At 50.6% G+C, this 17,852-nt stretch carries 14 protein-coding genes; 9 read left to right on the forward strand and 5 right to left on the reverse strand.

What is annotated here, in order from left to right; translation table 11 throughout:
• Window positions 1-414: 414 nt before the first annotated feature.
• The gene (locus EYC87_RS19205) at window positions 415-2,343 is read right to left on the reverse strand and encodes an NAD(P)/FAD-dependent oxidoreductase (RefSeq protein WP_279254322.1); all 1,929 of its coding nucleotides are present in this window, start codon (window positions 2,341-2,343) and stop codon (window positions 415-417) included.
• A gap of 177 nt (window positions 2,344-2,520) precedes the next feature.
• Window positions 2,521-3,261 carry an IS110 family RNA-guided transposase gene (locus EYC87_RS19210; RefSeq protein ID WP_279254323.1) on the reverse strand — a complete coding sequence of 247 codons (741 nt, stop codon included), beginning with the start codon at window positions 3,259-3,261 and terminating at the stop codon, window positions 2,521-2,523.
• Window positions 3,262-3,617: 356 nt separating this feature from the next.
• On the opposite strand from EYC87_RS19210, the gene EYC87_RS19215 reads away from it, so the two are divergent.
• The 9 genes from EYC87_RS19215 (at window position 3,618) to EYC87_RS19255 (ending at window position 13,084) form a co-directional block, all read left to right on the forward strand.
• Window positions 3,618-5,768, forward strand: a complete 2,151-nt coding sequence (locus tag EYC87_RS19215; RefSeq protein WP_279254324.1) for a TonB-dependent receptor — start codon at window positions 3,618-3,620, stop codon at window positions 5,766-5,768.
• A 55-nt stretch (window positions 5,769-5,823) separates the two neighbouring features.
• Window positions 5,824-6,483 carry a hypothetical protein gene (locus tag EYC87_RS19220; RefSeq protein ID WP_279254325.1) on the forward strand — a complete coding sequence of 220 codons (660 nt, stop codon included), beginning with the start codon at window positions 5,824-5,826 and terminating at the stop codon, window positions 6,481-6,483.
• Window positions 6,484-6,624: 141 nt separating this feature from the next.
• Entirely contained in the window at window positions 6,625-7,413 is a 789-nt protein-coding gene (locus tag EYC87_RS19225; RefSeq protein WP_279254326.1) for an enoyl-CoA hydratase/isomerase family protein, read from the forward strand.
• 212 nt (window positions 7,414-7,625) lie between these two features.
• Window positions 7,626-8,594, forward strand: coding sequence for an NAD(P)H-dependent flavin oxidoreductase (locus EYC87_RS19230; protein ID WP_279254327.1), 969 nt, complete (start codon window positions 7,626-7,628; stop codon window positions 8,592-8,594).
• 133 nt (window positions 8,595-8,727) lie between these two features.
• A complete protein-coding gene (locus tag EYC87_RS19235) occupies window positions 8,728-9,888 on the forward strand; it encodes an acyl-CoA dehydrogenase family protein (protein ID WP_279254328.1) in 1,161 nt (386 codons plus the stop codon).
• Window positions 9,889-9,918: 30 nt separating this feature from the next.
• Window positions 9,919-10,701 (forward strand): enoyl-CoA hydratase/isomerase family protein, encoded by a 783-nt coding sequence (locus tag EYC87_RS19240; protein ID WP_279254329.1) that lies wholly within the window; start codon window positions 9,919-9,921, stop codon window positions 10,699-10,701.
• Window positions 10,702-10,773: 72 nt separating this feature from the next.
• Entirely contained in the window at window positions 10,774-10,911 is a 138-nt protein-coding gene (locus EYC87_RS19245) for a hypothetical protein (protein WP_279254330.1), read from the forward strand.
• A complete protein-coding gene (locus EYC87_RS19250; protein WP_279254331.1) occupies window positions 10,911-11,960 on the forward strand; it encodes an LLM class flavin-dependent oxidoreductase in 1,050 nt (349 codons plus the stop codon). Before EYC87_RS19245 ends, EYC87_RS19250 begins: the two co-directional genes overlap by 1 nt.
• Window positions 11,961-12,073: 113 nt before the next feature.
• Window positions 12,074-13,084, forward strand: a complete 1,011-nt coding sequence (locus EYC87_RS19255) for an alpha/beta hydrolase (protein WP_279254332.1) — start codon at window positions 12,074-12,076, stop codon at window positions 13,082-13,084.
• 52 nt (window positions 13,085-13,136) lie between these two features.
• Here the strand turns inward: EYC87_RS19255 and EYC87_RS19260 are convergent, their stop codons facing one another.
• The 3 genes from EYC87_RS19260 to EYC87_RS19270 form a co-directional block, all read right to left on the reverse strand.
• A complete protein-coding gene (locus EYC87_RS19260; RefSeq protein WP_279254333.1) occupies window positions 13,137-15,716 on the reverse strand; it encodes a CaiB/BaiF CoA-transferase family protein in 2,580 nt (859 codons plus the stop codon).
• A 67-nt stretch (window positions 15,717-15,783) separates the two neighbouring features.
• Complete coding sequence (locus tag EYC87_RS19265) at window positions 15,784-17,334, reverse strand: flavin-containing monooxygenase (RefSeq protein WP_279254334.1); 1,551 nt, start codon at window positions 17,332-17,334, stop codon at window positions 15,784-15,786.
• A 160-nt stretch (window positions 17,335-17,494) separates the two neighbouring features.
• A partial coding sequence (locus tag EYC87_RS19270) for a helix-turn-helix domain-containing protein (protein WP_279254335.1) occupies window positions 17,495-17,852 on the reverse strand: 358 nt, incomplete at its 5' end.

Below are 17,852 nucleotides of genomic sequence, written 5' to 3' on the forward strand. Positions count from 1 at the left end.
GGGTTAACCATTACAACCACGAGCGGTATCACGAATCACTGGAAAACGTGACACCAGCTGACGTGTACCAGGGTAGGAGAAACGACATTCTGGAGCAGCGTGCGATTATCAAATCCCGCACGCTGAATCAGCGAAAATTACACAACCTGCGATTTGCAGGCTAGACTGGAGAAGCAACTGGCAGAAAAGTGTCTCTTAAAAATCGGGCCCATTGGTCCCAAGTTGGCTGACGACGTACAGTTTGTAAACGACTAAAAAATAAAGGGAAAAAATTGGTGTGTTGCGCTGCACCGCACGAACCGAGTTTATCCCGAACCTCCACCAGATCAATTTCGCTGCTTCCTGTGCGTAAGCCAAAGAATTGTAAGCGCTTCTCCAAACCGAACACCGAACTTCTTCCGAGCTCGGGTCGGCTCATTTACCGGCGGTCTGCTCCTCAATTGCCCGCCAGGCTGCATCAAAGGCGGCATCCATCAGTGCGATGGCTTCGGAGTCCGTATTGGCAATAGAGATACGACCGAATTGGGCGCGGCCAATTTCGTGGGGTGCCTCGCCTTTTTCCCACTCGGGGTCGTCCAGAGCGAGGTAGGGATAGGAGTAGCCGTGGGGGATGCGGTTGACGGTGATGGCGCGAATATCGCGCTCGTGGTTGAAGCCGTGCTGGCCGAGCATGGATTGCAGCTGATCACGAATCTGCTGCTCGTAAGTGGCGAAGGGTGTGCTGTATACGCGATGGCGCCCCATGCGCAGTTGGTCGCGCCCGGAACCCTGCTCCTGTCCCTCGGTCATGGGGGAGTTCATCATGAAGACCACCATGGGGTCATCCGGCCCCCGGGGAGGCTCGTAACCGCCGACGCTCATGCCGGGGGCACTGCTCACCCATTGAAACGGATCGTGGGGGCACTGGAATATCTGTGCGCCCAGCTTATCGTAGGCTAGGCCATTATCCAGCTGCACGTTGGCATACACGAAGGGGGTTTTTACACCGTATTGGAGCCCCTCTTTCTGGGCCTCTGGCAATTCCGGGCAGAGGTGTGGGATCAGTGCGTTGTAGCAGGCCATGACACAGTGGTCGGCGGTGACACGCAGTGCCTGGCCCTTTTGCACGTAGTCGACCTCCACATGCTTTCCATCAATCTCTCGTGCACCCACCACGGTGCTGTTCAAGCGAATACGGGTGGGCTGGTTGGCGCGATCCAGTGCATCGTAATTAAATCGCGCAACAGCAACGTCCTCTGGGCCCTGCATGTCTGGCGCAACTGCAGGCACAAGATTCTGCACGATAAGGCGGGCCACGGAGGCATTGCCATCGGGAAACATTTTGACGTTCAGCAGGCTGTCGATGAATGCACCGACGATGGATGCAGAGGTACGGGCCAGCCAGCCTAGCGAATTTATGCCGGGGCCACCCTGGGTGATGGCCTCCAGTACGCTGAGGTTCCAGCCGGACATACCTGTATTGTGCACCAGTATTGAGTTCATCACCGGCAGCGACGTTTCGTCGAGCTTAACGCGATCAAGCAGGAAGCGGTTGTAACTAACGGTGTTGATGTATTTCCACGTTTTGCTGAGTGACATGTCATCTAAAAAGTCGCGCTTGCCGCCAAAGAAGTCGATGAACTTATCCTGTTCGCTACTGGGCACGGGTAGGGTGCGCACATATTTTTCGTAGCCCTCGCCGCCGAATATCGTGGCTAACCAGCTGCCCGCCAATGTCGTATGACCATCAGGCCCGGGAAGCGAGATCCCATTCGGCTCTGTCATTTCACCTCCCAGAAATTGGTCTGCTGGTGTATTCGCGCCCATGCTGGTAATGAATCCCTCATCGATGCCGATAGCGCGCATCAGGCTAGAAGCCGCTTTGCTATAGCTATCCGGATTCATCAGGTTTTGTGCGCCCCCCAGGCTTAACATCATTCTGCCGCCCTGGTGGAACTCGTTGCGCTTGGCGTGGCCGCCGAAATCGTCGTGATTATCCATTATCAGGATTCTGGCATCGGGACCCATTTTCTTCTGGTAGAAATGGGCAGCGGCCAGGCCGCTCATGCCAGCGCCCACAACGACCAGATCGTAGTGTTCATCCAGAGGCTTGTATTGGGACGGCTTTTCACCGCGCCAGGCAAGCGCATGCGCCACTTCGAATGACCCCTCGTGGCTGCCCCGCATGCCGGTAAGTGTAGGGGGGTAGTAAGCCGAGGCATCTGGTGGGCTAAATTGCGTGGGGACTCCGGGTAATAACTTCGCAGAAGGCTCTAGGTCGCCCCCACATGACTGCAGTAATATTCCTCCCGCACCAATCGCAACACCATTCAAAAAATCCCGCCGCGTTACTTGTATGGCCAACTGTGATCTCCAAATGCTTTGCATGCTCTGTCATGTCACCCGACATGACATGATCTACCTACTCAATATTATCGTGGGCGGAAAGTGGCTACCATGACGAAAGAGGCAAAACTTGATCAAAGCGGACGAGCGTCTATATTAACGATAGTTTAATTGCCATATATGAACCACCCCTAACTAGGCTGACATGTGGCGCCCATTACGGAACTCTCCTGGATCTGGGACAGCGGCAACAATGGCTGTGGCAGTCAGTTCACCAACCCCCGGGATCTTCAGTATGCGTTGGCAGCTCTCATGCTGACGACATAATTGCCGAATCTTGGTATTCAGGTTTTTCAACCTGGCTTCAACATCGACTAGCTCTTCATAGAGGCTCTGAAAGGATTCCCGTGATGAGGGCGTCAGCTCGTTATCGCCGTCGGCAATGGCTACGCACAGTGAAGATTTGACCCGTGCGGCACCAGGGATAAGGACGACACCGTACTCCAGGGACAGGCCTCTGATCTCATTGATCAACGCTGTTCGGTTCTTGACGGTTCGAGTGCGTATTCGGTGGATAGATTGGATGTCCTGCTTTTCAACCTGCTTGATCGGCACAAAATTCATCGATGGCCTACTGGCCGCCTCGACAATAGCCAGCGCATCGTTGGCGTCGTTCTTATTGGTTTTAACGAACGGTTTTACAAACTGAGGGCTTATCAATTTCACGGTATGACCACTGCCTTGAAAAATTCGCGCCCAGTAGTTGGCTCCTCCGCATACCTCCATCACAATTGTGCATGCTGGCAGATTGGCTACATGAGCGGCCAGCTCACGCCGAGCCAGGCGTTTCTTGTGAACAGCCTTGCCAGAATTATCGGCGCCGTGGAGTTGAAAAGTGTTCTTGGCAATATCAATGCCCAGCATACTAATAGTCATGTCGATCTCCCATCCGAGGTTAAGGTCCATCAGACTAAATCTAGTCTGGAAGACTCCGCCGGGCTAGCGGCGTGGGTGGGGATGGTTCATTACATTAGTACCTAAAAAGTGCAAGCGAACCTAATAATTACTATTGGTAACCGCAATGCATTGATCTGTTTTATACGCCTATGGTTGTGCAATTTAATATTTCGGACCATACCGTGTCGATAGCCGCGCGTCCGCTTTGATCAAGTTCTGCCTCTTTCATCATGGAAGCCACTTTTCGCCCACGATAGTATTGCGTATCCGCAGCGTCGTGATAATAAACACTGCAGCCGATTATTAATGATTATTCCAATAGAGGCTAGATCCGTATGAAAAATAATATGAAGGTTATACAAAAATCCCTTATAGCCATTGCCGTATCCAGCGTGATAGCGCCCATGTCGGCGTACGCACAACTAGAGGAAGTCGTAGTTACCGCACAAAAACGCGAGCAGAACCTCCAGGATGTGCCCGTTGCTATCAGTGCAGTCACTGGAGAAATGCTTGAGAAAACCGGTATCAATACCATTACCCAACTCATACCCATGGTGCCCGGGCTCACTGGGTCGGATTACGGGCTTGCGCAAAATTCGTGGGCGATTCGCGGTATTAGCAGCAATGACGGGACCATTGGCTCAGAGCATTCGGTAGGTGTGTTTTTTGACGACGCCTATGTGGGCCGCAACATGTTTGCCACCGGTACGTTCTTCGATCTCAACCGTATTGAAGTGGTTAAGGGCCCGCAGGGCACTCTGTTTGGTCGCAACTCGTCTGCCGGGGCCATTAGTTTGATAAGTAACAAGCCCGGTGATGAGAATGAGTTAAGGCTTGGAGTTGCCCTGGGTGACGAGGGGCAGGAACGGTATGAAGTTGTGGGTAATCTTGCTGTCAGTGATTCCTTTGCGTTGCGTCTCGCCTATCAGGGGCAGAAATGGGAAGGGATGTGGGAAGAAATCAACAGTGGTGAAGATATGTACACGGAAAGCGATACAGTGCGCCTTATGGCTCGCTGGAACGTAACTGACAACGTTGAAGCCCTGTTTCGTGCCAACTACAGCAACGCCGAGACGAACTATACCAGTGCCGCGAACATTGCACTCAATGTCGCAGAGCCTGGGGTGGAGTATCCCGACAAGTTTGCACTCAACAATCCAAATTATGAGGAAGTCGAGGATGACGGTTTTGGGATACGTCTTATCTGGGATATCAATGATTCGCTGACATTGGTTTCTATTACTGATGTGCGCAGTGGAGAGGCCAGCTTTCATGAAGACGCCGATGGCACTGCAGATGATGCTGGTTTTGATGCCGCTTTTGGCCCGATCACCGGCGGGCTCACAGTCCCCTTTGACAGTGAAGATAGCGCGGACACTGTGTATCAGGAATTTCGGCTCTCTGGTGGCTCAGATTCTCTCTCCTGGTTCGCGGGGGTGAGTTATTACTCTGAAGATATGGATGCCCCCGATTACAGAACCGAAATCATTGATACCGCCCTTGGCTTCGGTACTCTCCTAGCCACGCATATCGCGAATAATGCCGACAACGAGTCTTATGGCGTATACGCAGATGCCACCTGGAGCGTGAGTGAAAAGTTAGCCCTGATAGGTGGCCTGCGCTGGAGTTACGATGACAAGGACTGGTGTTCCAATACACTGGAAGACAGTATAGGACTCGGAGGTGGGGCGACAGACGGCGAGTTGTGCAGTAATGAAACCTGGGATGAATGGACACCGCGCCTTGTAGCGCAGTACGACATTGGCGACGATGCGATGATTTTCGCAAGTGTAGCAAAAGGCTATAAAGGTGGTGGTTTTAATCTCGGCGCAGCAGACACCAACGGCGATCGTCTGGGCGACACGATCGTGCCCTTTGATCCCGAAACCAGCATCGCCTATGAGCTTGGCCTCAAGTCGACATTGTTAGACGGCCGGGCTCAGCTGAGCGGCTCGGTATTCTACACCGACTACGACGACTTACAGATGCAGAGCTTAACGCTTGCGTACGGCCAGGTGATATCTAACGCCGGGACTGCTGAGTCCAAGGGCCTTGAGATGGAGTTCTCCTATTCACTGGTGGAGAATCTGGTGCTGATGGCCAACTATGCCTATCTCGATGCCGAGATTACCGATGGTGATTTGGAGGGCAATAAACTGGCCTATGCACCGGAGAACACTTTCTCAGCCGGGGTTAACTTCGACCACAGCTTCCTGGCCGGGGATCTCAACTGGTTCGCCCAGTACACCTGGACGGATGACTTTGCCCACCAGGCAGATGACGTTATTAACGTGGAAGACGCTTACGGCTTGCTCAATGGCAAAGTGACTTACACGGCGGAAAGCGGCCGCTGGGACCTGGCGATCGCGGCGGACAACATCACCGATGAAGGCTATGCAGCTGCTCGCTGGGATCTTGGCGCGGGGGAGCAAATTCACTGGGGCTTTAAGCGCATGGTAAGGGCGGAGTTTAATATCCACTTCTGAGAGTCTGCCAACGCAACTCATGAACAGGAGAATTGCTCATGAGGAGTAACTCGGCATGAAAAGCACTATTACCAGACGCGACTTTTTGAACGGCTGGCCGCTTTTTTTCCTGATTGCGGCTCTGACTTTCGCCTGCATGATGGCTGGCTTGGTTTTGATTGGCACCTCCACGCCAGAGGCCACCGTCGAGCTGATTCGGCTGTCGGTACAGCTCGCATCTCCCTGGATATTCATCGCCTTTGTCACTTCGGCCCTCACACAGCTTTTCCCCGGTAGCGTGTCAAAATGGCTTGCTCGCAACCGCCGTTACACGGGCTTATCTTTCGCTGCTGGGTTCGGTTGGCAGGCGGTATGCATCGCTGCGTTATTTGCATTGCACCCTTCCTATTACGGGGAGCAATTACACAACACGGTCGACCTGATTGGACGCATTGCTAGCTATATTTTTTTGATCGCTATGACTGTCACCTCATTTTTTTCCGTGCGCCGAAAAATGCGCCCTGAGCATTGGCGCTGGCTACATTTGGTGGGCATATGGTATTTCTGGGCGGTAATTTGGACGACCTATGCCGAGCATGCGTTGAGCAGTGCAGTTAGAACGATTGACGTGGTGTACACGGTCATGGGGCTGCTTGTGCTTTTTCTTCGTATTGCCGCCTATCTAAAGACCCGGGCCGGCCAGCGCATTCAAAAAACTGGCGGCCTAGGCACATAAAAGGCTTTTCATAACAGTAAAGATGGTTGGCTAAGTGTTAGGAGTATATTCACTCACAGGCAGCTTCTATTCGCACTGGCGTGCAGCCCTTGATGGGTTTGCCCGCTCACCTTTTTAGAAAAAACTTTTAGAGAGATTACTATGACTTTTAAATGTATTAAGTTCGATAGGCAGGACGGCGTAGCTCATATCGAGCTAACCCGACCTGAAAAAGCCAACACTATCGATCCGACCCTTTCCGCGGAGTTACATGAGGTGGCAAAGCTGTGTAGCAACGACGCGGAAACTCGCGCCGTTTTGTTGTCCGGTGCCGGGCCTATATTCTGTGCGGGGGGAGACCTTGGGGCCTTTGCTGCTTTCGGAGCGGCGCTTCCCAGTGCCATGGAAGATATGTTGCAGGACTTCCACCCGGCGATTGAGCTTTTGTCTACTATGAATGCACCCGTCGTCACAGCAGTGACCGGCGTGGCTTTCGGCGGAGGCTTGTCCCTGGTTCTTGCCAGCAGTTTCGTTGTAGCCGCCAGCGATGCGCGCTTTTCCATGGCCTATACCGGAGCAGGACTAACCCCGGATGGTGGCGCTACCTATTACTTACCACGGATAGTGGGGTTGCGCCGGGCGGAGGAGATGATGGTTACCAATCGCCAGCTGTCTGCAGAAGAAGCGCTGGATTGGGGTATCGTTAATCAGGTCGTAGAAACCTCAGAGCTTATGGAAAAAGCCCAGGCTATGGCCGCAAGACTGGCCAAAGGACCAACAGCTGCGTTTGGCGGTGTTCGTAGGATGTTGCTGCAAAGCTTTGACAATGACCTGCACTCCCAACTTGGATTAGAGGGGAAGTCTATTGTCGAGTTGGCCGCCTCCAAAGATGGCCAGGAAGGGATTCGCGCTTTTAGCGAAAAGCGCAAACCGGTCTTTACTGGCAATTAACCCGCGCTCAGAGCAGCCGCGTCTACTAGACAGCCGATTACTAGACAACTGCCTACTAGACGTGTGTCCGCTTTGATCAAGTTTTGCCTCTTTCGTCATGGTAGCCACTTTCCGCCCACGATAATATTGAGCAGATAGATCATGTATCGATGGAGTGTTGTCATTCTGATTGGTGTTGATTAACTTTTTTACTTTGACGCAAGGATATTGAAATGAAAACACGTATTACAGAGTTGTTGGGCATCGAGCATCCGATTATTCAGGGTGGCATGCACCATGTGGGTCTTGCCGAGTTAGCGGCTGCGGTTTCCAATGCGGGCGGTCTGGGTATTATTACCGGCCTAACGCAGGGCACCCCGGAAAAGCTGTCGGCAGAAATTGCTCGCTGCAAAACCATGACCGATAAGCCGTTTGGTGTGAACATCACCTTTCTTCCCACTACGACACCCCCCGATTATCCCGGCCTAATTCAGGCTGTGATTGACGGCGGCGTGAAGGTTGTTGAGACAGCAGGTAATAACCCGGCGACTTATATGCCAGCCTTAAAAGAAGCCGGCATTGTTGTGATTCATAAGTGCACTGCAGTACGTCACGCGCTCAAGGCACAGTCAGTGGGCTGTGATGCCGTGTCTGTGGACGGTTTTGAATGTGGTGGTCATCCGGGTGAAGACGATATTCCCAATTTTATTTTGCTGCCAAGAGCGGCGGATGAGCTGAGTATTCCGTTTGTATCCTCTGGCGGTATGGCCGATGCACGTAGTCTGGTTGCCTCGCTGGCAATGGGTGCTGAAGGCATGAATATGGGTACGCGTTTTATAGTGACTCAGGAAGCGCCTGTCCACGAGAATGTGAAGGCAGCGATTTTAGCGGCGACTGAATTAGATACTCGCTTAGTGATGCGTCCATTGCGCAATACCGAACGCGTACTTAACAATGCAGCGGTTGGGCGCTTACTTGAAAAAGAAAAAGCTCTAGGTGCGGATATTAAAATCGAAGATATTCTTCCTGAAGTGGCCGGCTGCTATCCAAAGATTATGAAAGACGGTGATATGGATGCGGGTGCCTGGTCTTGCGGCATGGTGGCGGGTCTGATTCACGATGTACCTACGGTGAAAGAATTAATTGACCGTATTATGTCTGAAGCGGATACCCTGATTAAGGAACGTTTGGCCGGCTTGTAATGGAGCGGGTTAAACCTACTTAAATAGAAACCTATTAAGAATTATAAATAATAGAAAGAAGAAATTATGTCTGACGCCGATACCTTTAAAAAAAAACAAACTGGCCAGCTATTTAGAGTCTATCAGGTGAAATATGCGAACATTTACTGAAGAACAAAATATGTTTCGGGATACTTATCGCAAGTTTCTTGAAGCCGAGATTGTTCCCAATATGGAAAAATGGCAGGAACAGGGCATTGTTGATCGTGAGGCTTTTACAAAGGCGGGCGATCAGGGATTTCTGATGATCTGGCCTGATGAGCAATACGGTGGTATGGGTGATACGGATTTTCGTTTTGAGCAAATCATCATTGAGGAAACCGCCAGAGTTGGGTGTGCGTCATGGCTCAATACGTTGCACAGCCGTTTGGTCGGTAGCTATATTCAGCATTTTGGAAATGACGAGCAGAAACAGCGTTTCTTGCCCGGATGCATAACGGGTGAAAAAATTCTGGCTATTGCTATGACTGAGCCCGATGCCGGTAGTGATTTGGCAGGTATGCGCACAACCTTGTGTGAAGATGAGGATCATTTCATTTTGAATGGTTCCAAGACCTATATTTCGAACGGTATCAATGCGGATTATGTTGTGGTTGCGGGTAAGTCTGACCCTGAGAATAATCCACACGCGATGACTCTTTGTATTGTTGAGCGCGGCATGGAAGGTTTTGAGCGTGGACGCAATCTCGATAAGATGGGCATGAAAGCTCAGGACACGGCGGAGCTATTCTTTAGTAACGTCAAGATTCCTAAAGAGAATATTCTTGGCGAGCCGGGCAATGGTTTTTTCTATCTGATGCAGGGTCTCGCAGAAGAAAGGTTGATCGCGGCTGTGGGTTCCATTGCCAGTGCGCGCCGAGCCTTTAATCTTACTCGTGAATTCGTTATGGAAAGGAAGGTATTTGGTAAGCCTCTGTCCTATATGCAGAATACACAGTTCAAAATGGCAGAGATGGATGCCGAGATTGAAATTCTGGAAGTCTTTATTGATCATCTTGTGGCGGAACACAATGAAGAAAGGCTAACGCCTAATATGGCCGCCAAGGCGAAGCTTCAATCAACTGAAATTGAGTGGAAGATGCTTGATTTGGGTGTACAGCTACACGGCGGTGCGGGTTACATGAAGGAATACCCTATCTGTAATATGTTCACCGACGCGCGTATAAACCGCATCTTGGCGGGCAGCTCCGAGATCATGAAGTTGATTATCAGTCGTGAAATTTTTTCTGAAAACTATAGTAGTAACCTTGACTGATAAGAGGATTGATTAACGGAGCATAAAACCATGACTGATTTTGAGACGACTAATTACACGGTGACCAACAGGGTTGCCACCATTAAACTGAACCGTCCTAAAGCCATGAATGCTTTTAATGAGAAGCTTCGAATGGACTTGACGGCGGCTATCGAAACGGCAGAGACCGACGGCGATGTGCGTGTCATTATCCTGACGGGAGAAGGCCGCGGTTTTTCAGCTGGCGCTGATTTGATGGATGGTTTGGGCGGTCACGACGACATTGAGTCGCACATCCTGAAGGAATATAAACCATTCCTTACGACTATTGATCAATCCCCAAAGCTCTATATTTCTGCCGTTAATGGCGCCTGTGCGGGTATTGGCATTGCGTTAGCGATAACCTGTGACTTTACCGTGATGGCCGATGATGCCTATTTCTATCTGGCATTCGCCCCGATTGGTTTGATTCCCGATGGCGGTGCCAGCTACCACCTGGTGAACGCCATGGGTTACAAGAAAGCCATGCAGTTGTTTGTTGAAGCGGGGCGTCTGGAGCCACAAGAATGCCTCGAGTACGGCTTGGCGAACAAGGTTGTGCCGGCCAATGAACTGTTAAACCAGACCCAGGGGTGGGCTGAGAAGTTGGCTCAGGGGGCTCCGTTAGCGCAGAAGTTTGGAAAGCAAGTTTTGAGGTCTGCAGCGAGATCCAGTTTAACCGATATGATTGACCAGGAAGCTAAAATTCAAGTGATTACAAGCACCAGCGAAGATCATATCAATGCGACGATGGCATTTTTCAAAAAAGAGAAGCCTGTTTCTATCGGCAAATAATGAGAGCTTAAGTTGCTGGCAACGATGGCCCCTAAAAAAAATAAGGGAAAGAGAATCATTGTGGAGAGACACATGAGCTCAACAAGGTATGCCAAATCCCTATTAGCATTGGCAATTGCGGGGACGGGGACGCCGATGGCGTTGTCGGTCAACGAAGAAACTTCCGCTTTGCTCGAGGAAATTGTTGTTACCCTCAGGAGCACAGTCTGATGAAACTAACCATTGGAGTTGGTGACTATCGAAAAATAGGCATTGAAGAAACGATAGAATACATCCAGTTTGCGGAAAAAATAGGCATCGACAGCGTGTGGTCTGCCGAGGCATGGTCCACCGATGCGGTGACATGTCTGGCGTTTATTGCCGCGCGTACCAGCAAGATAAAGTTAGGCAGCGGTGTAATGCAGGTGGGGCCCAGAGCACCCAGCATGATAGCGATGACAGCCCTGTCTTTAAACGCGCTGTCAAAGGGTCGCTTTTTGTTGGGTCTAGGTGCTAGTGGCCCGCAAGTCATTGAAGGCCTGGCCGGTGTACCTTATAACGAGCCATTGACGCGCCTCAGGGAAACCGTTGAAATCTGCCGTATGGCCTTTGCCGGTGAAAAAATCATCTATGAAGGTAAGCATCATGTGTTACCCCGCCCCGGCGGAGAAGGTAAAGCCTTGCGTCTGGACTTTGCACCCGCTGAAATCCCGATCTATCTAGCAACGCTCGGCCCTCGTTCACTTCAATACACCGGTGCCGCAGCGGATGGTTGGATGGGCACAAGCTTCTCGCCGATTCATGCCGGCGCTCATCTGGACTATATAGCGCAGGGCGCGAAGGACGCCGGCCGAGAACTGTCGCAGATAGACCTTGGTGCCGCGGTAACGATCGGTATCAGCGATGATGTCGAAGGGCTAATTGCCAGCAGGAAACCGGGCTTGGCCTTTCAGATAGGTGCCATGGGTTCAGCGGACACTAATTTCTACAATAAGGCCTTCGAGAGAGCGGGTTATACGGAGGATACCAAGGCGGTACAAGCACTTTGGCTGGCAGGAAAAAGGGAGGAAGCTGCACTGCGCATACCCGATGTAATGATCAACGAATTCCAGGCACTGGGAACGGCGGAGATGGTGCGCGCAAGACTAATGAGCTACAAGCAGGCCGGTATCACAAGCCTTAACCTGCGCCTGGATATTGCAAAAACAATGAAAGAAAGAATGGCGCTACTGGAGCAAATCGTCGATATCGTTAACAGTTTACCCAAGGTTGGCCATTAGTCGAAAAGTAAATAAGGCAAATATGGCCAGCGAGGCGTAAAAAACTTGAAGGTGTGATTGCCATACTCAATGGCAATACTGTCGGACTAAACACGTAAAACAGGACTGGGCATATGGCGATACTGGACGTACTTCGTTTCTCTCTACTCACCCTTCTCAGCATGTTGCACTCACCCGGACGTTTGATCCAGCGCCGTTGGATGACAGAGTTCGTCTGTCGCCTGGTAAAAAGAATGGCGAGCGAATCGAAGGGCAAACCCATCGACTGGTTGCGACACCGTCAGGGTGCACTGAAGATTCGTTCTCCTGCAGAAAAAAACGTCACATTCGAGACTGTGACATTGGCCGGGGTCGCCTGCCAGTGGTGCCGCCCCAAAGGCGTGCCTGAACCCCGTCATATTCTGGTGTATTTTCATGGTGGTGGTTATGTTATCGGTTCGGTAGCGGGCTATCAGAATACCTTGGCGCAATTGGCAGAAAGCAGCGATGCGCATGTGCTGGCTGTGGATTACCGGCTGGGGCCGGAGCATCTCTACCCTGCTGCACAGCAGGACTGTCTGGCGGTGACCCGACAGGTATTGAAGTCCTTCCCCAGCACGCCGGTGCTATTAAGTGGTGATTCCGCCGGTGGCGCACTGGCAGTCGCCACATCCCTGGCATTAGCTAACTCATTGGGTAACCGAAAGCCCGACGCTCTGGTACTCCTGTCTCCATGGGTACACCCGGGTTGCAGCACCGGCAGTATAAAAACCCATGCGGAAAATGATGTGCTAGACGAAGCGTTACTTCAGGCCTGGTTAACACTCTACCTGAAGGGAGACAGGCCTCGGAAGTCTCAAGGCTATAATGTGTCCAGTCTCGCTGACCTGGTTTTCACCGACGTAGACTTGGCGACCTTGCCGCCGACTTATGTGCAAGTTGCGGGAGCTGAGATATTTTTTGATCAGATCATCGCCTTTGTTGAGCGCGCCAAAGCTGCCGGAGTTGCGGTATCACTGGACGTCTTTGAGGCCCAGTTTCATGTCTTTCAGACCCTTAGTCCTCTGGTTCCGGATGCGAAGCGTGCACTGGAGATGATTGGGCGTTATATTAAAAGTGTTCCAGTACTGGGTTCCAAGCCGTAGCCGAACGTAATTTATGTCCATGGGCATGGGGTTGTTTGTACTCCTGCTATCTTCAATCCATCAGTTTGCTATCGTTCACTCTCTTAAAAAAATGCTTAAGTTCATGGTATTTTAGTAGAATTTTCATGACTGAATTTATGGCCAGTGTTCTTACCTTCTGTTGGATTGCGCCTGCTTCTTTTTTCCTTATCTCTAAATCGCCACTCGCGATTAATGTGTCAATCTCAATATCTGACAGGCCAATAAGCGTACTCATTAATTCGCGGGTATGTTCAGCAAGGGCGGGTGCGGGCTGAATCTGAGGTGGCGGAATGTTGTCACTAAAAGCGACGGGGCCATTTTCGGTTTCAATCGCTCGTCCGGCTGTGGGTTGGTGCAGCTTCCTAAAGAAATTCCGAGCATTGTAGTGGGGGTTTTCTATGAACTCTGACAAACGAAGCATGTTTCCTGCGGGTACTCCCTGCTTCTGACAAAGATTCATAACCTCATAGGGGGATCTGGAGTTGCACCATCGGGTGACGATACCCTCAATATCGATACGATGTTCGAGTCGACCTTCCGTAGTCTGGTAATTCGTATTGTCGGCAAGGTCGGCCCTGTTCATAGCGCGGCACAACCCCTGCCACTGATCATCATTGGTTACCGAAATTGCGCACCACTCATCTTTGCCTGCGCAGGGATAAAGGCTGTTTGGTGCATCAAATTCAGACTGATTTCCCGTTGGCTTTAATGAGCCAGGTGCAATGGATTCTCGAAGGAATTCGCTGGCAAGCGCATTGATTATGCACTCTGCCTGGGACGTATCAATAAATCCGCCCACTGCCGTTGTCTGTCGCTGAATAAGTTTAGCCAGAATAGCTGTTGCAGTGACTCTTGCGGCAAAGTGATCCGGAAAGATGGTTACACAGTCTCCAAAGCCCATTTCTTTTTCAGGGTATCGCCATAGGCCCGACAGAGCGGTGCTCGCCCTAACCAAAGGCCCATAACCCATGGTCCTGGCCTGAGGGCCGGCGCTGCCCATTGCGCTACTTTCGGCGCAAATAATGCCAGGGTTGATCTCTCTTAATACCTCATAACCTAACCCCAGGGATTCCATAGTGCCGGGTTTGAAGTTGGAGATAACTACGTCGGTATTTTTGGCCAAGCGTAAAAAAATCTCTTTTCCTTTATCGCTACGCAGGTTAAGACCTAACGATTTTTTATTTCGATTGGCTTGAGCAAAGGAGATGGGAACGGGATTGTTGTCAATACTCTGGCGAAGTCCATCAGGGTAGGCCTTGTTTTCGACTTTGATCACGGTTGCGCCCTGATCGGCAAACAGCCGTCCCAGATCACCACCTGCGACGATAACACCAAGGTCCAGTACTAATATTCCCCCTAAGGGTTTTCTCGATTCTCCGCCGGTTACCGGTAAAGCGTCTTTCACCTTCGCGCTCGACAAAAGGTCTTGAGTATTGGCACCGGGTTTCGGTGCCAGGGTATTGATACCTATTCGCCGTCCATCGATACAGAAATAACCTGAAGGGGCTTTAGCTTTTTTTCCGCCGATGTCGATTTTAGTGAATAAGTTGCGCTGGTCAAAGTGATCGTTATCAAATACTTCACCGGGAAGATTGAGCGATGCAATGGGTATGCCTCGCTTTTGTCCTTGAGCGACTAAATGCTCACGGGTCTGATTCTCGAAGAGGCTGGCCAATAATTTATTGATGCCATCAATATTCAGAAGACGGTTTGCAGGGGCCCCAAACTTGGGGTGTGTAAACGGGTGATCAGGGCCAAGCCACTCAGACATACTTCGCCACTGCCTTGGGTTTAGAGTACAGGTTCTGATATGGCCGTCAGCACATTTGAATATCGGGTAGAGCAGGGCCACAGACGGCAATTTTCCGGGTATGAAGTTAACTTCGGGTCTGCCATGAGGGGCGACCTCTATCGCTGTGCGGCCAGCGGCTGCGCTCCCGGCTGCGCCGACGCCTGGATCGAAGATTTGCGCTATCGCATCATTAATCGAGAAATCCAGTAAATCTCCCTTGCCATTGTGTGATCTCTGCCAATAGGCCAGCAACGCAACCCAGGCCGCTTGAATGGCGGCGGTTTCCAGCGCTAGCTCACCAGGTGGCAACAGGGGAGGGGAGCCGTTGGTTCCGGATCGGGATAGAACGGTAGACATCGCCATATGAACGGATTCAGTGGCAGTGAAATCTTTATAGGGACCTTTTAGCCCGAAATCCGTGATCGAAAGTATAATAAGGTCAGGATAAATGCTTCGTAGCTGGGAATGACTTGTACTCAGCATTTCCCAAACACTTTTGTCACCGCCATCAATCAGCATGTCACTGCTGCGAACAAGCTTGAGAAAATCCTTTTTTCCTTCCTGACTTGCAAGGTCTAGCTGCACACTGAATTTGTTGGCATTGTGTGTGGCGAAATACAGACTCTGTGAATCGACGACAGGTGCTCTGCGTCGAGATAACATACCTTCAGGAGGTTCTACAAGAATGACTTCTGCGCCCAGGTCGGCCAACATGCGACCACAGCTTTGCCCTCGAAGATCGCAAAGGTCGAGTACACGAAAGCCGGTTAATGGCAGTTGACTGTTTGGCTGGGGTTTATTTTTACCGTTGAGTTGCATTACCTACCTCTGACTTGGCTGCGTTAAAATATCCGATAGCACTGGATTTTTATTCTATATATCGAGATTACGCGGCCGCAGAAACTTCGTTCTTTTTGGTAGTTTTTTCCGTTTTGGGAGGAAATTTTTCGGTGATAAAGTCAGCCATTTTCGGTTCTTTCATTTCCTTTTCCCACTGCTGCCAGGTGTATGGCCAGAGGGCAGGGTCGCCATCATCATCTAGGTACCAACTTTGGCAACCTCCGACCCAAACCGTTTTCGACATGCCCGCTTTTAAGTATTCATTAAAGCTTTTAAATGCCGATGGCTTAACATCAATTTCGTCGAACTCACCCTGCTGCCAGTGACCGATAATCTTGAGAATATAGGCGCATTGCACTTCACTCATGGCAATGACCGAATAGTTGCCAATAGGGGAGTTGGGTCCCAGCATTAAAAAGGAGTTTGGGAAATTAGGTAAAAACATAGAGCGGTAGGCCTGAACCTTTTTTGACCAGGCATCGTCAATTTTCAAGCCCCCCTTGCCGCGCATGTCCATAGGTCGCATAAAGTTAAAGTTATGGAAGCCAGTGGATAAAACTAATGCATCCAGTTCATGCTCTTTACCATCGCGTGTTTTAATGCCTTTCGGTGTGATTTCAGCAATGCCTTCGGTGACTAAATCTACATTGTTACGCTGGACAGCCTTATAAAAAGTTTTATTAACAATAAGACGCTTACAGCCTACCGCATAGTCAGGGGTTAATTTCTTGCGCAGTGATTTATCTTTAATACTCAGCTTGAGGTTTAACTGACAAACTGCGCTCAATATGGCGCGCTGAGGTTGGTGGCCAGCCGTTGCTTTCGTGAGTAGATTCGCCATCATCCAGACGTAAAGGCCTCTTAGACGCCGTACGCGGTTTGGGTTGTCACGCAGCTTTTTTTTAGATTTTTCCGAAACAGTTTTATTGGCCCAAGGAAAAATCCATTGTGGTGTGCGCTGGAAGACCGAAAGCTTACCTGCGGCTTTCGCCACTTCAGGAATAACTTGTGCTGCTGTTGAGCCGGTACCAATAACGCCAACCCGTTTACCTGTTAAATCGACAGTGTGATTCCACTCGGCGGTATGAAACATATCACCACCAAAGGTTTCTATGCCTTTGATATCTGGTTTCGCCGGGTGGTGCAGAATGCCGGTGCAATTAATTATAAAATCGGCCACATAGGTGTTGCCCTTGGACGAAGTGACTGTCCATTGGCCCTTGCCATAAATGCTACGGGTGACGGCTTCATTGAACAGTATCTTTTCCGTCACGCCATACTTGCGACCCACACGCTCGAAGTACTCCCTTATTTCTGAGCCATAAGCACACAGGTGAGACCATTCAGGGTTGGGCTCGAAGGAGTAGGTATACATGTGCGACGGTACATCACAGGCAAGACCTGGGTAGGTATTTTCTCGCCAGGTGCCACCGAGGCTTTCCTTCTTCTCCAGAATGGTGATGTCGGTGATGCCAGCTTCTCTGAGCTTGATGGTCATCAGGATGCCGGTCATACCGGCACCGATAAGCATCACTTTGGGGCTTCGAAGTGGGAGCTGAGGCGGAGTTGAGCCATTCATAGATGCACCTTCAATCATATATTTTTGCCTACGTAGATCATTCGAGATCATTACCGGACGTTCATAAATAGTATCCCGATCACAAGCTTGTTAACATGATGAAGGTGGTCTGACTTGATCAAAGCGGACAGCTTTGATGCCATTTATGTCGAAGAGGGGGGGAGATATACCCGGTGCATTATCGATTGTTAAGGCGATAGTCCTTTGGCGAAATCGATTCCCAGGTCTTGAAGGCGTTAGAAAATGCGGATGCCTCACTAAACCCGAGCATCCCAGCGATCTGTTCGATGGGCAGGCTGGATTTTAGGTAATCTTTGGCAATCTCTGATCTTATTTCGTTGAGAATGGCTTGGTAATTGGTGCCGTCATTAGACAATTTTCGGCGTAGTGTTCTGGTAGTGCACTCCAATGTCTGTGCAACTTCTGTCGCGGTGGGGAAATAACCGGGTTCGGCGAGTATGATTTCGCGTATCTGTGAAACAATCTCAGATCTTTGCTTGAGCCTACCGATGATTTTCTTGCATTCGTCAAGGCAG

It is taken from the genome of Candidatus Seongchinamella marina (assembly GCF_026262685.1).
GTDB classification, from domain to species: Bacteria; Pseudomonadota; Gammaproteobacteria; order Pseudomonadales; family Halieaceae; genus Halioglobus; species Halioglobus marinus.